General features: G+C 65.0%; 10 protein-coding genes and 3 pseudogenes. 3 read left to right on the plus strand and 10 right to left on the minus strand.

Translation table 11 applies throughout. The features are described 5' to 3' along the window. Positions 1 to 81: 81 nt before the first annotated feature. The 3 genes and pseudogenes from ACZLZY_RS23185 to ACZLZY_RS23195 form a co-directional block, all read right to left on the minus strand. Positions 82 to 3,516 carry a PAS domain S-box protein gene (locus tag ACZLZY_RS23185; protein WP_472936493.1) on the minus strand — a complete coding sequence of 1,145 codons (3,435 nt, stop codon included), beginning with the start codon at positions 3,514 to 3,516 and terminating at the stop codon, positions 82 to 84. A 253-nt stretch (positions 3,517 to 3,769) separates the two neighbouring features. Next, positions 3,770 to 3,862, minus strand: a pseudogene (locus ACZLZY_RS23190) (serine dehydratase); the annotation flags it as partial. A gap of 4 nt (positions 3,863 to 3,866) precedes the next feature. Continuing rightward, positions 3,867 to 5,672, minus strand: a complete 1,806-nt coding sequence (locus ACZLZY_RS23195) for a DNA cytosine methyltransferase (RefSeq protein ID WP_472936494.1) — start codon at positions 5,670 to 5,672, stop codon at positions 3,867 to 3,869. 453 nt (positions 5,673 to 6,125) lie between these two features. Here ACZLZY_RS23195 and ACZLZY_RS23200 point away from each other — a divergent pair, with 453 nt between their 5' ends. Beyond that, on the plus strand, positions 6,126 to 7,460 hold the full coding sequence (locus ACZLZY_RS23200) for a type II toxin-antitoxin system HipA family toxin (protein ID WP_472936495.1): 1,335 nt from the start codon (positions 6,126 to 6,128) through the stop codon (positions 7,458 to 7,460). 10 nt (positions 7,461 to 7,470) lie between these two features. Further along, positions 7,471 to 7,758 (plus strand): helix-turn-helix domain-containing protein, encoded by a 288-nt coding sequence (locus ACZLZY_RS23205; RefSeq protein ID WP_472936496.1) that lies wholly within the window; start codon positions 7,471 to 7,473, stop codon positions 7,756 to 7,758. Between the two features lie 80 nt (positions 7,759 to 7,838). Here the strand turns inward: ACZLZY_RS23205 and ACZLZY_RS23210 are convergent, their stop codons facing one another. The 5 genes and pseudogenes from ACZLZY_RS23210 to ACZLZY_RS23230 all read right to left on the minus strand — a co-directional run bounded on the left by ACZLZY_RS23210 (position 7,839) and on the right by ACZLZY_RS23230 (position 11,425). Continuing rightward, entirely contained in the window at positions 7,839 to 8,360 is a 522-nt protein-coding gene (locus tag ACZLZY_RS23210) for an EAL domain-containing protein (RefSeq protein WP_472936523.1), read from the minus strand. Beyond that, positions 8,332 to 8,574, minus strand: a pseudogene (locus tag ACZLZY_RS23215) (IS21 family transposase); the annotation flags it as partial. The gene ACZLZY_RS23210 and the pseudogene ACZLZY_RS23215, both read right to left, overlap by 29 nt. A 277-nt stretch (positions 8,575 to 8,851) precedes the next feature. Beyond that, positions 8,852 to 10,828, minus strand: a complete 1,977-nt coding sequence (locus tag ACZLZY_RS23220) for an AAA family ATPase (protein WP_472936497.1) — start codon at positions 10,826 to 10,828, stop codon at positions 8,852 to 8,854. Beyond that, a complete protein-coding gene (locus ACZLZY_RS23225) occupies positions 10,828 to 11,166 on the minus strand; it encodes a hypothetical protein (RefSeq protein ID WP_472936498.1) in 339 nt (112 codons plus the stop codon). The genes ACZLZY_RS23220 and ACZLZY_RS23225 overlap by 1 nt, the downstream gene beginning before the upstream one ends. Before the next feature lie 67 nt (positions 11,167 to 11,233). Next, entirely contained in the window at positions 11,234 to 11,425 is a 192-nt protein-coding gene (locus ACZLZY_RS23230) for a hypothetical protein (protein ID WP_472936499.1), read from the minus strand. A gap of 303 nt (positions 11,426 to 11,728) precedes the next feature. On the opposite strand from ACZLZY_RS23230, the gene ACZLZY_RS23235 reads away from it, so the two are divergent. Then, entirely contained in the window at positions 11,729 to 12,931 is a 1,203-nt protein-coding gene (locus tag ACZLZY_RS23235; RefSeq protein ID WP_472936500.1) for an FAD-binding domain-containing protein, read from the plus strand. Positions 12,932 to 13,100: 169 nt separating this feature from the next. On the opposite strand, the pseudogene ACZLZY_RS23240 reads toward ACZLZY_RS23235, so the two are convergent. Both ACZLZY_RS23240 and ACZLZY_RS23245 read right to left on the minus strand, forming a co-directional pair. Further along, positions 13,101 to 13,331, minus strand: a pseudogene (locus ACZLZY_RS23240) (ATPase domain-containing protein); the annotation flags it as partial. Positions 13,332 to 13,804: 473 nt separating this feature from the next. After that, positions 13,805 to 14,515, minus strand: a complete 711-nt coding sequence (locus tag ACZLZY_RS23245) for an acid phosphatase (RefSeq protein ID WP_472936501.1) — start codon at positions 14,513 to 14,515, stop codon at positions 13,805 to 13,807. Positions 14,516 to 14,581 lie beyond the last annotated feature (66 nt).

The raw sequence follows: 14,581 nt of genomic DNA on the forward strand, positions 1-14,581 counted from the left end.
TCGTTCAAAGGATGCTCGCGAAACCACCATCCTGACACGAGGCAGGTTTTCTCGGCGGCTGTTCGTTTCTCAGAGCAACGCCTACTGCTGATCGCCAATCATCATCTTAATTCGGTTTGCCAGCATCGCCATGTCGAACGGCTTGGTCACGACCTGCATGCCGGGATCGAGATGCCCGTGGCTGAGTACGGCGTTCTCGGCGTAACCCGTAATGAAGAGAACCTTCAGGTCTGGCCGTAGCTCACGTGCGGCGTCAGCTACCTGCCTGCCGTTCATGCCATTCGGCAAGCCAACGTCGGTGATCAGGAGGTCGAGTCGCACATCCGAGCGGAGCACCTTCAGCCCCTGCGGCCCGTCCCCGGCCTCGATCGCGTTGAAGCCGAGATCTTCCAGCACATCGACGACCAGCATACGAACCAACGGCTCGTCGTCGATCACAAGGACGGTCTCGCCGGACCCGACGGGTTCAAGCATCGGCGATGCCTCCGATGTACGTTCGGCGCCCGCTTCGACGTGGTGCCGGGGCAGGTAGACACACACCATCGTCCCTTCGCCGACCTCCGAGTAGATCCGGACCTGTCCGCCCGACTGTCGGGCGAAGCCATAGATCATGCTCAGGCCAAGTCCGGTGCCGACGCCAATCGGCTTGGTCGTGAAGAACGGATCGAAGGCGCGCTCGATCACGTCGGGCGACATGCCCGAGCCGTTGTCGGAGACGCACATCGAGACGTACTGGCCGGGGGGCAGGTCGCGCTCCTTCGCGGTGCGATCGTCCAGCCAGCGATTTCCAGTCTCGATCGTCAGCTTGCCGCCGTCAGGCATCGCGTCGCGGGCGTTGATGCAAAGGTTCAGGAGGGCATTCTCAAGCTGTGGCGGGTCGACCAGCGTCGACCAGAGGCCGCCCGTCGCAACCGTCTCCACAGTGATCGCGGGACCGACGGTGCGCTGAATGAGATCCTCCATGCCTGCGACAAGGCGGTTGACGTCGGTCGGCTTCGGATCGAGGGTCTGCCGCCTCGAGAAGGCGAGCAAGCGATGGGTGAGGGCGGCCGCGCGCTTGGCAGCGCCCTGCGCCCCGATCATGTAGCGGTCAAGGTCACCTATCCGCCCCTGCGCGATCCGGGACTGCATCATCTCCAGGCTGCCGGAGATCCCGGCGAGGAGGTTGTTGAAGTCGTGCGCGAGGCCGCCCGTGAGCTGGCCGACGGCTTCCATCTTCTGGCTTTGCCGCAGGGCTTCCTGCGCGGCGGCAAGCTCAGCTTCCTTCGCCTTGACGATCGTGACGTCGCGGCCGACCGCGACGAAGTTTATACCGTCCTCTTCCGGCGACACGGTCCATTCGATCGATTTCCAATCGCCTTCCAAGGTCGCGATGCGGTTTTCAAAGCGCGTGGGACGTCCCGTTTCACCCATGCGGGCAAGCGCAGCCAATGTCGGCCCCTCGTCGCCGGGATGCATGAAGCTCGAGTAGGGACGTTTCAGGAGCTCCGCTTCGGACCAGCCGAGCACCCGCGTCCAAGCCGGACTGACGGCCGTCATCATCCCCGTGAGGTCGGCACGCGCCAGCATGTCCTCCGACAGCGCCCACAACTGATTGCGTTCGTCGGTCCTCTGCGCGACCTGGGTCTCCAGTATCTCGTTAAGCTCGCGAAGTTTCGCTTCGCTCTGCCGCAGGGCATCGGTGGCGCGGCTTCGCTCCACCGCTGCTCGCAAGCGATCGGCGAACTCCCGGATGAGGTCGATGTCATCCCGCTCCCAGTGTCGGGCGGCATCAGCGTTGACAAAGACAAGCGCTACCAGCCGACCTCGCTCAAGGACCGGAACGTTCACGAAGGAGGCAACATCTAGCGCGGCCAAATTCTCAACAGCAATCGCCGTTCGCGGATCACTGTGCACATCCACGATCACCGCAATCTGGCCCAGCTTTAGCGTATCGACGAACGAGCCGTACTCACGAAGGGAGATGGGACCGCTGAGAGACACGATGCCGGGAGCGGTCCAGTCACGATCCACATGAAGGGTCTCGCTATCGTGGTCGACGGTGCCGTAACCGACACGGCTCACGCGCAATGCAGTCCCCAAGATCGCGGCCGCCGCGCGAACGAGATCGGCGGGACTATCGACATCGCGGATCACGTTGCCGAGTTCAATTAGTGCGTCACGCCGTAGCTCGGCCGTCCGGCGCGCTGTCACGTCGTCAAAGACGCCAACCCTTCTATCGGCTTTCCCGTCCGTCCCGATCACGGCGTCGCTTATGCTGCGTATCGTGCGGCGGCTGCCGTCTTTCCGAACTATCCGGTACTCCATCTCCAGACGGGACAGATCCTCCTTGGCAGCAAGCGCAGCCGTCCGGACACGGGATCGATCGGCGGGATCGACGAGGTCGATGATCTGACGCGCCGAGGATGTCCCGAACGCGGGAAGCCCGAGTATTACGCGGGCGCCCTGATCGAGGGTCAACGCATCGGTCCGCAGGTCCCACTCGAACGTGCCAAGCTGCGCAACAGCAAGAGCCGTACCCAGCCGCGTCCGGCTGTCACGCAGCTCTTGTTCAGCCTCTCGCCGACCGATCGCCGCATGCGTCCGTTGGGCAAAATCGCGTACGAATGCAATCTCTTCAGGCTTCCAGGTCCGCGGCACATCCGAGTGCACGAAGAACTCGGCGACCGTCTGTTCATCCTCGACCACCGGAACGTCGAGGAACGCGCGGACACCGATCGCCTGCATGGCAGCGATCTTGGATGCGGTTCGGGGGTCGGTCTCGACGTCGCCGATGGCGACATGTGCGCCGCGCCGTAGATCGTCGATGTAGGAACCATACTCGGTGAACAGGTGACGGCCTGCGACACCGCCGAACCCTGGAGCGCCCCAGTTGCGTTCGACGGTGATCGTGCCTGCCTCCGCGTCGACGTGACCGTAACCGACGCGCACCACGCCAAGCGTCTCACCAAGCAGTTCCGAGGCGGCTACCGTCAGGCCGGCCAGAGTGGGCACGTCCCGCAAGCGCTCTTCGAGAAGCATCAGGGCGTCGCGGTGCCTCTCGGCCATCACCTGCCGGGTGGTCTCGTTGCAGGCGCAGAACATCCCGACAACCTGGCCGTTGTCGTCGAAGGCCGGGGAGTACGAGAACGTGAAGTGGGTCTGCTCGTCATGGCCGTGGCGGTGCATGACGAAAGGAAGGTTCTCGAACCAGGTGGCCCGACCACCCAGCGCCGCGTCAACGAACGGCAGGATGTCCTTCCAGATCTCGTGCCAGATCGCCTTGAACGGCCTTCCCAGTGCGTCCGGGTGCTTGGTGCCCAGCATCTGCGAGTACGCGTCGTTGTAGAGGAAACCGAGTTCGGGTCCCCAAGCGAGAAACATGGGGAACTTCGAGCCAAGCATGAGGGCAACGGTAGAGCCAAGAGACCGAGGCCAGGTCTCGGGTTGTCCGAGGGGCGATGTCGACCAGTCATGCGCACGCATGCGCGCACCCATCTCGCCGCCGTCACGCAGGAAAAGCGCGGTCTCGTCCATATGATCTCGTCTTGCCTTATAGGGATAAAAAGTGAGATCCGCAAAAGCGCAAATCGCTATGTAGCACCGCAATTGCAGAGGTCGCTACGTGCTGGCATTCACCGCATGTAACCTCGGCGTTATCGATGCGCTGCTCTGGACCGTGATCCTCGTATATTGCTTGCGCTCCACGTGGCTGGTGCGGCGGACCATCTCGTCAGGCGCGACGGGATCGTGTCGAAGATGATTCCGCGAAAGCGCTGACTTCTACGGCGATGCCGCAGAGCAGTCCTCCGCCTCCGACCGACACCACAACAGCGTCGAAGGCGGCGCCCGCATGAACGACCTCATTGACGAGCGTCGCGTGCTACCTATGCCGCCTCGGCGTCGATGATCCGAAGTCCTTGCTCCCTCGACTTGGGAAGGATTAGGACGCTGCTCATACCCGAGCCCGGACTACTGTCCGCCTTCACCTGCCGCCGTGCCGTGACCGCAGTCCCGCTTTCCAACGCCTCCGCGATGGCGCGCCCGAGATGCAAGGCGACGGCCGGCGGCAAGGCGTTCGCGATCTGCTTGGCGACCTTGTCCTTCGACCCCCGGAAGGGATGACCGTTTGGAAACCCCTGGATCGCGGCCAGCATGGCGTTCGTCGCCCAGATGGGGCCATGGTGGCCGATGCGCGGCGGACGGTCGCCGACACCGGAGGTCGCGAAGCCGATCCGGCGCCAGACGCCAGCGGCCTTGCGTTGCCCGAAGTCCCAGCCCGACTTCCGGTCGCTGGCCCCCGTCAGGGTAGGGGCCGTACGGTCCATGCTCGCCCGGACCTCCGGCGTCGGCTGCCATCCGCCGGACCGCAAGAGGGGTTCGACGGCTTCGAACACAGTCCGCGGCTTGACGTCGAAGCCCTCGACCGCCTGCGGCCAGCGAAACCTGGCCATCGCGCTCGGCTCGCGGAAACACACGAGGAACGAACGGATCCGCTTCTGCGGGACACCGAAATGCGACGCGTCGAGGGTGCGCCATTCGCAAGCGTAGCCGGCCCGTTCAAGACGACGGAGTATGCTGAGACGGTGGATGTCGAAGTTCGGCGCAAAAATCCCGGCGACGTTCTCCAGCATCAGCGCGCGGGGACGCAGCTTTTCCACCAGCCGGATTGCCTCGCCGAAGAGGTCTCGACCGTCGCCGGCGCCGCCCATGAAACCGAGCTTGGAGAACGGCTGGCACGGGACGCCTCCGGACAGGAGGTCGAGTTTCCCCACGTCCTCCGGCGCCGGGTCAAAGTCCTTCACGTCGCCTTGCGTGACAACTTTGCCGCCGAACGCGGCGCGCAGCGTCTCGCATGCGTTCGATTCGCGCTCGACCATCGCGAGGTGACGGTAGCCGGCCTCGGAGAGCCCGATCGCCATTCCCCCCGCGCCGGCGCAGATCTCGATGGCCGTCAGGCTTTGCCGTGGCAGGGAATCGGCCACTCCATCGGCACCGTTCGACGCGGCCTCCTCTACCGCAGGGAACCCCGGATCTGGGACGAAGGTCTCGGCTACGGCTTGCTTGAGGGATCTGGAGGCAGCGATGGTGCATTCCCGCCCAGCCGCCTGCGCTAAGGTCTCGATGGCGATCATCGCCGGATGCGCGACGCCAGCGTCTGGGGATGAGAGGAGAAGCCGGACTAAGGGCAGGATAGTCCGTGCCTCTTCGCCAGCTCTCTCAAGGTGTTTGCCATCCGTCAGGTCGCTAGATGCCAATGTCGACAGGCGCTTGATGACCGCGAAGGCGTCGCGGAGGCGGGCCATCGCGACCTTCCGTAGGCTGTCGATGCCGACCGTGCCACCGTCGCCGCCGACGGTGCCACGCACGATCCGCCGTGCCTCGGACGCGGTGAGGAAGCGGCCCGACCCGATCGCGTCCATGGCGGCCTCACGCCCGGCCTCGCGAGCGGAGGCGAGGATGACGGCGACGCTCGGCGAGACCCGGTGCTCGACCAGCCATTCCTGTCGCTTGCCGAGAACCCGGTAAGCCTTCCTGTATCCGGACGCCGTGCTCGGCTCGATCCGGCATTCCGATTTGACCCAGGTTCCGAAGCTTCCCTTCGTGAGCGACGCCGCATTTTCGAGAACCCGGCCCCGTTCGAAGAGGTACTTGAGGTCCCATTTGTTGATCGCATTCGATCGTCCGGCCAAGCGACGTAGGCGATCCGCCGTAACGCGAAGGGCGGGAACCTGTCGGGTCTGTTCAAGCGTCGGCATTCCCATGTAGCTCCCAAGCGATGGATCTCGACCTACTTGGGGCCCGGAGGAAGAAATGAAAGGTAGCCGGGACGCTTGTGCCGCCATCGTTTCTGCATGCCGGGCGTCCTGTCGTCACAGTGTCGCCCGACGACGTGCGGAGCGGCGGTCCCATCAGCCCCGGCGCCCTTCCTTGATGCCTTGTCTGGTGCGGTCCCCCGACGTCGTCGGCGAGCAGGACTAAAAGGCAACGCAGGGCAAAGGGGCAGGCGGAGATCGCGGCCAATGTTCCCCAAGCGCGGCGCGCTGACGCGCCTAGTTAGCCCACCTTCCGCTGAAAGAACCATTAGGATGGTAGAATATCGTGATCAGGGGTGGTATTGAAACCCATCGGAATGGGTTGCGAAAATGAAACTGACGCTTCAGCTCCATCATGGAGGCCAGTGGCACGACGCCGCCATCCTTGAACTTGAAACTCCCGAGGCGGGCATCGCGAGCCCCTCGCTCGTGGAATACATCCCGGAATACTATTACGGCGTCGGCATGAACGCATACAACGCCGGGACCCCATTGGTGGACGCACGTGCCGTCTCGGTCCGTTATCCCGTCAACATGTCGAGGTCCTGGCGACCGCACTGGCCCGTCTTCGTTTTGGACATGCTGCCCCAAGGCGACGCGAGGACGCGCCTGCTCCGGCACTTGGACCTGACCGACGCCTCTCCCCAAGCGAGCCTTGCCCTGCTTCTCCGCTCTGGAGGCGCCCCGATCGGGAACCTGCGCGTGAAGGAAGCGCATGCGGCCGAGAGTGAGCGGCTCGGAACGAGCGATGTCCGCGGCGTCACGACGCAGCAGATCCATGCCCGGTCTGCCGAGTTCATGGATCTGGCGGACCGTTTCTCAATGCTCGCCTCCGGCTCGAAGGGGTTGCAGGGCGAATGGCCTAAGATCTCGATGACCCTATGCGACGACGGGTTCTGGTATCCGGACCCGGTCGTTCCCGACGGATCCGCGCTCGACCACGCCATCGTCAAGCTGCTCAAGAGCGGAACGGAGATCGACCGGGCGATCCTCGCGAGCGAGGCCCCGTACGTCGAGATCGCGAGGGAGTTCGGTCTCCGCGTGGGGCGGCCCCTCCAATATCGGGACGATGTCTTGTTGATCCCGCGTTTCGACCGAGAGGTCGAGGACGGTGTCGCCCGGATGGGGCAGGAGAGCCTCTACTCCGCCGCCGAGGTGGTCGACACGCAGTTGCCCATCACGCATGAGACGTATCTGAGAATCTTGCGCAAGGTCGTGACCGACCCAAGGGAGACCGTTGTCGAGTATGTGCTGCGCGACGTCCTGTTCGAGGCTTTGGGGGTCAGGGACAACCATGGTCGCAACACGGCGATCGCGAAGCGTCCCGACGGTTGGGTGGGCCTTTCACCCGTGTTCGACGTCGCGCCGATGAGCCTTGCCGCGGAAACCATCCCCCGCGGAACCAAGTGGGACTGCATGGCAAAGGCCGGGCGCAACTCCGATCCCGATTGGGAGGCAATTTGCGAGGCGGCGAGCGAGGGCGTGATGGCCGCATCCGAACTGATGGAGATCCTCGCGGAGAAGGAGGCTTTCATCCGCGACCTCGCGGCCATCGCCGCATCGTTCGGAACGCCTTCGAGCGTCGTCGAACGCTGCTTGCGAAGCCGGGTCGTCGCCGACGGCCTGGCAAAGCTCGGCCCGGCTACGCCCTCGCGAGGACCTTGAGGTGGGGCGGATGCGAAAGGCCTCGCGCGAAGAGATATCCGAAAGGCGCCGACGTCTGGACGAGCTGGCGGCCTCGGCAGGGCTCGGCTATCCCGATTGCGTCCGGGCGATGAGGCACGCGATCGGCTTCACGCAGGCGGACTTCGCCAAGGTGCTGCAACTGACGGTCCGACAGCTTGCCGAGATCGAGTCGGGAAAGGCCAATCCCACGGTTCAGACGCTCGGCCGCATCGCGAAGACCTTCGGCTACAGCGTTGGGTTCATTCCGACGCCGCGCGACGGATGCGAAGAAGTTTAGCCGTCCCCAAGACGCAGTTCATCTGACAGGCCACAAGCGGATGCACGGGCAAGTTCGGGTTCCAGCCCCCTATGCCTGTCTCAACGCGTCGGCCGGCTGGGCGGCTTCAAGGAGCGCGTCCTTCCAGTGGACGATCGGTTGCGGCCTCCCCATAAGGCAGCCCTGAAGGTCCTGGCATCCTTGCTGGCGCAGGATCGTCCGCTGTTGTTCGTCTCGACGCCCTCCGCCGTGGAGGCGAGGCCGAACCCCTTGCACAGACAGGCGACCGCCCGGATCACCGTGGTCGACTTCGGGGTCGAGTCGAACCCCTGCACGAACCTGCGGTCCACCTTGACGCGTGTCAGCGGGAGATCCTGCACGAGGCTGAGAGACGAGAAGCCCGTCCCGAAGTCGTTGAGGGCAATGAGGACTCCGAGTGCCCTGAGCTCCCGCAGGACGGAGGAAACCAGCTCGCGGTTCTGCAACACGGCGGTTCTCGTGATCTCGAGCTCCAGCCGGGACGCGGCCAACCCCGTTTCCGCAAGGATGGACGCCACGACGTCGACCAACGCGGCGTTCCAGAGCTGCGTGGCGGAGACGCTCGAGGGCAGGACGGGCGTCATTGGCAGCCAGGATACGATCAAGCTCGGGCTTCCAGGCGCCGAGCTTGGGCATCGGTTGCACCGAGCGCTCGTAATCGAACGCCGTCTCGTCCGAGCACAACACCTTGCGCATCCTGTTGCGAGAGACAAGGAGTTCGCGGACGATCTCACTGATCGTTCGGCCCCGCACGAAGAACTCGCGCCGAATGCGCGCAACTGTATCCACGCCCTTCATCCCCCGCCCGCCTGTCTTTCAGAGGAAAACGCGGACTCTTCAGATACGTCGGATGGGGGGCAATCTTGGACGCCGATGACCCCGTCTAGGGGGTCAAAATTGCACGCCGAATGACACCCCAGGGTGCCTATGCGGCGTAGCGCCCCGAAGAACTTGTCAAAGACAGCCATCGGCGGCATTCGCACATAAACCGGGCGCTCGACCCCATGAAATAGGCTACCCCCTTGATGGGCACGGGGCCGCAGCCGCACGACGGCATCGAGTTCGTTGGCTGCCGTCACACAGCCGTCTGGATCCCGTTGCCCGCCAGCCGTTCCACGCACCATGTCCCAGTCTTGGCAAGGCATGCCGCGATGGCTTCGACCTCCCCGCGCCGGTCGACGACAATCGTGCGGGCCCGACCGAGGGCCTCTTGCAGGACCCTCTCGACCTTGGCCCGCGCGACGGGGTCGAACTCGAGCCGCCGCGTGATCGCCTCCGGCGTCGGCATCCCAATGGTCAGAAGCGCGTCGCCTAGACCCAGCGTCAGCTCGAGCCTGGCGACAAGGTCGGCCGCCTTCGACAGATCCGACTCCGGCGAGCCCCCGCACGTGTCTCCGCACTTCCCCGTCACGACCTCTTCGGCCGCCATTCCGGCCAGCATCGTGGTGGCGAGCGCCAGATAGGCCGACCGCGTCCGGTCGAAGCCCTGCACGGAAGCGAACTCCGTCTGGTTCGCTGTGCCGGCGCGGACCTCACGGCAGACGTTGGCGCGCGTCGGCACTGATCCCGACTCGTTGGCCAACGCGATGCCGACGACGACGTGTCCGGCCTCATGGATACAGATCCTGCGGAAGAGGTCGTCGCCCATCCAAACTGGGGGAGGGAGGCAACCCAGCAGGTCGTCCGTCGACAACGCCCGGCGCGACGTGCGTGCCGTGCGCCGTGCGTTCCGGACAAGCTGCTCGATGTCCGCGCCCGTCATGCCGTCGGTGAACCTCGCGACGTCGACGAGGTCGCATGCCGCCAGTCCATCCCGGAGATGGTGGCGCAGGATGCCCTCTCTCGCTGTCTCGTCGGGAAGCGGGATGTGGAGGTGACGGTCCAGTCGGCCCGCTCGCCTGATGGCCGGGTCGATCAGCCCGGGATGGTTGGTGGCACCGATGACGACGACGCCCGTCCTTGCTTCGGCGCCATCGAGGCATTCGAGAAAGCCGTTGATGACTTCCCGGGAGTAGGACGCGTTGTGGTCGCTGACGTTGGCGCGGTCACCGAACGAGTCGAGCTCGTCTACGAACAGGATGCTCGGTGCCGCGGCCCTCGCCTCCTCGAACGCGCCGCGCATCTTCTCGAGTAACTTGTTCAAGTAGCCTGCCGCCTGCCACCGCGCGAGCGAGTGGATGAAGACAGGGACGCCGCAAGTTCGAGCGAGTGCGAGGGCAAATGTGGTCTTGCCCGTTCCCGGCGCACCCGACAGAAGGGCGCCCCGGTCGACGTCGTCCCAGCCGATGCGGCCGGCCGCGTAGTCCGACAGGTCGACCGCCAGCGCCTTCCCCCATCGTCCGGCTTCGCCGAACCCATGCAACTCGTCGAGTGTCGGGCCGGGGGGGATGTCGGTGGTCGCCTTGGTCGTCCGGCCGGAAGGGTTTTCAGCTCCGCCAGCCTCCTCGATCAGCCTCGCGGCACCGATGCGCCGGGCAAGGTCGGTCGCCGACTTCAGGGATCGGCCTCCGTCGAGCAGCAGCGACAGGAGCGGCCACGGCACCGACGAGATGGCTTCGACATCCGGGCTGGAAGGCATCCGGAGGTCGGAGGCCAGGAGCGCGACGGCCCGCATGATCGTCTCGTCAGGCGGCGGCAGCATCGCGATGGCGTCCGTCAGCGCGGCGATCTGTGGCGGGACTGCCTCGGCTGAGTCGAAGAGCCAGCAGACGTGGTGCGACGCGTGGAGGCAGCGAACGAGGCTGGTCATGTCCGGCGACTTGTCGGCACGCGTCCCCGTGCGGTCCTGCACCTTGAATCCCTTGCCGCCGGGGCTCGCTCCCTCCTTCCGGAACAGGGCCTCCACCGCATCCTCGAAGATGCTGGCCGCGCCCTTGGGGATGCCGACGAGAGCGACGATGCAGGGCGCCCCAGCAAGGGCATGCTGCAACCCTGCGGCCCTGAAGGCCCGCTTCACAAGCGCCGTCGCGATGAAGGCGGAGGTGTCGAACCGCTCGCGCTCCTGCTCCACCTCGCCGACGTCGATCGGTTGGTACCTGTCCAGCCGCGTCATCAGATTGGCTCCCCTTGAGGGGCAGCCGGATCGCCAAGTCGGTAGAAACGCGAGAGCGTCCGCGCATAGCCGTGCGAAGGAGCGTGAATCCAAAGATCGGACGTGATTCCGGTCCGGCCCGACCGGATCTTGGGATGCCCGAGGAACTGTCCAGTCAGGCATGGCACCCCTCGGGAAACGAGCGACCATTCCTCAAGGATGGGCGCGCCGGAAAGCGCATGCCTGGTTGGGTGCCGCCCCTGCGCGAGCGCCTCGACGTCGGCGAAGAGCTGACGGAGAAGGTCGAGGTGTTGTCGGAGTTGAATAGGTTCGCCGGAGGGCGGAACGAGGATGGCCATGGCACGGGACTCCGATCGCCGGCCACTGGCTGGCCGGACGCCGAGAAAGGGATGCGGGCGAGAAGCGTCAGGCTTCGCGGCGTATCGCCCGGGTTCGGATGCCGATGGCTTCGTCGACGTCCAGGTCAACGAGGCACGCGAGCGTGAACGCGGTCATGGACGCGACGGGGTGGGGCATCTCGTGGAAAATCGCCAGGCTTGTGGCGACCCGAGGGTACGCCGTAGGCGCTTCGGCGACGCTAGGCTTGTCTCGAAACATGACGTTACTCCGCGCCGGACGGGGCAGGGCCGCGCGTCCTTGAACCTCGATGGGGTTTGGCGGTCAACGTATGCTGGAGTATGCGATAGCGAGACGCGTGGCGGCGATCCGTCCCCGGGGCGTGCAGGTCAGAGATGTCGACCGTTCGTTGCGCATGGGAGCCAAGCTACGTCCGGGCAGGTGACGGAGTCAATGCGTGTTGGGTGTCCGTCGACTTCGGCATGTCGCATCGGCCCGTACTAGGCCCGAGCGTGCGCCGATGTCACGGGTGACGGGCGAGGTCGGCCGCCTAGTTGAGTTCGCATGCAGATTTCCACACGCAGTTTCGAACCGTCCCGGCTGGCAGGCTCGGCCCGACTGGCTGGTTTCGCTCCGCTGGCGGGCCATCCCTATTCCGCCGGGCGCAATACGGACAAGGGTCCGGGGGAACAGGCCGCAGTCTCGATGCTCTCGCCCTACCTTCGGTATCGCCTCCTCACTGAGCGGGAAGTCGTCGCGACCGTTCTCGCCGAAAACGCAGCCAAGTCGGCGGAGAAGTACGTCCAGGAGGTTCTCTGGCGGACGTACTGGAAGGGCTGGTTGGCGATGCGGCCCTCCGTTTGGACGCGTTTCGTCGATGAACGTGATCGCCAGCGCCGATCTTTCCTCAACGCACGGTCGCTTGCCGCTGCGGAGAACGGGTCGACCGGGATCGAGGGGTTCGACGACTGGGCGCGCGAACTCGTGGCAACAGGCTACCTGCACAACCACGCGCGGATGTGGTTCGCGTCGATCTGGATCTTCACGCTCCGTCTGCCGTGGACGTTGGGCGCCGACTTCTTCCTGCGCCATTTGCTAGACGCCGATGCCGCGAGCAACACGCTCTCCTGGCGCTGGGTCGCGGGATTGCAGACCGTCGGCAAGATCTATCTCGCCACGGCTGACAACATCGCCCGTCACACCGACGGCCGCTTCGTTCCGGTCGGATTGGCCCGCGAGGCCGAGGCGCTCACCGAAGCGCCGATCCCGTCCGCAATGGAGCTGGCCGTTCCTGCGCCGCCGAGCGGCTCTCGGCGGTCCATCCTTCTGGTAACCCATGAGGACCTCCATCCCGAATCGGTCATCCCGGTCGAAGTGGCGATCGAGGCGGCCGTCGTGTCGACCCCGTCCGACCTTCTCTGGGGTGACGGTGCCCGTGCGTTTGTCGGCGCCGCCGCCCAGGACGCGGCCTCCCGGATCGCCAAGCATTTCCGTTGCGAAACGGAGGTGAAGATGGAAATCGATCCTGCCGTCCTTGTCCGCGAGGCGCATTCCGCCGGCGCGACGCAGATCGTGACCGCCTACGCTCCGGTCGGTCCTGTCGCAGACGCGCTGAACGGTGCGGCGCCGATCCTCGCCGCCGAAGGGATCTCCCTCGTGCAGGTTCGCAGGGCATGGGACACACAGTTCTGGCCCCATGCCACCAAGGGGTTCTTCTCGTTCAAGGAGCGCATTCCTGCGATCATGCGGGAGCAGGGGCTTCCATGAGTAGCCGATCAAACGCCTGACTGATTTTCAGCGGGACAGTAGGGGGCCACAGGTGTTCCGACCTCATCTCGAGGTCGTTGTTTGCTCGCTTCAAAGCGAACTCCGCGGTCTTGCGACCACGGCGTCCCGCCCACTTGGCGCGAGGATCAGGACCGTCGGCGATCGCATGTCAGGCGCCATCGGCAGGCGTTGAAGGTCCGTGTGTTGCTGCGTGGTCAACAAGCGTCGGAACGCCCCGGAGGACGCCCTGAAACTTCTTCTGCGGCTCCCCCACCGAGAGTCCCCCGTTGCCGAACTTGAATTCCCTGATCGTGTCCTCGTGCTGCCCGGCACGCTTTTTGATCACGGACACGGCAAGGCGAACGCTGCCTGCTGCCTCGAAGTACCAGAGCAGGATGGCCATGGCCATGGCGGGCGTGATCGCCGCATGGCCGCTCATGATCCGGTGCAGCGTCCGGCTCGTGATCCCCATGTCGAGGCCCTGCTCGTTGGTTGTGCCTGGGTTTCACTGGCGCCACGTTCGAGCACGAGTGGCACTGAACCGCGCCGGGTCGACCGGCGGCTGATTGGTTTGATTCCCGCACGGCGCTCTCATGGTCTCAGGCGGGGCGTCGTCAGATGGCGTCGAGTGTCCCGTGCAGCTCTCGAGCATCACGGGCGCCAAATGACGAATCCTACGTTCCGGTGCAGGTGAGTGATGGTCGCTCCGTTGCCTGCGAGGACCTGCAACGCCTTTACCCGCCAACTTTCGATGGCGCCTTCGTATCCTCCAGTCCGAAAGGATCTTGTTTTGAAACAATGAGGCGAAAGGCGGGGTGGATCCCGACCGGATGTCCCAAGCGAGGCATCCGGTCCTTTCCGAGCTGGAAGCTGTTACGACTTCGGTAGTTTGAGAGCCTGGCGCAGTTCCGTACGCGCCGCCTCGAACTCCTTCTTGTAGTCGTCGTGCGTCCCGACCGCCTCGGCGATCACGGTGCCGGCGATCCGTCCGGCTTCGATGTCGGACGGGAAATGAATTCCGGCCACGAGGCGGTTGTGGGCGTAGTCCTTGGCGCGGGCCATGATCTCGACCCGCTTTTCGGGGATCATGTCGGACAGGACGATGCCCATCAGCGTGCCCACCGTCGCATGACCCGATGGGTAGGCGCCGGACTTCGACAGTTCGACGACCGGCTTTACGAGGTCGCTGTACAGATGAGGCCGGGGCCGCATCCATGTCTTCTTGGCGGGATCGACGACCGCCCCCTCTGTGGCGACGATCCGGTCGAAGAAGGCCGCGAATATCGGCAACTTCTCTTTCGTGAAGGCCGGGTCGGCGACGACGTCGGCATAACGCCAAATGTCTTCCTCGGCATCCGCGATGGCCGCCTTCTCCATCTCGGGCGTGCGTGTCACCTGAACGGTGAGCACGACCCCGAGCTCGGCGCGGGTCTCGGCGGAATCGTTCGCCGGCGGGGGCGCGAGGAGATCGACGAGACGGACTTCGGTCGCGTCCGCGAACGGCTTGGCGTCCTCGGCGAAGGCGGCGCCCGTCGAGGAGGCGAGGATGAGGAAGGCGGATAGGGCAAGAGGCAATCGTCGCATGGCACTCTCCTGGAGCTGGGCCGAGACTTCGGCGTCCGGGCCTAGCAACACCGTCTACTCACCTTT

It is taken from the genome of Mesocryomonas lacus, from assembly GCF_055730135.2.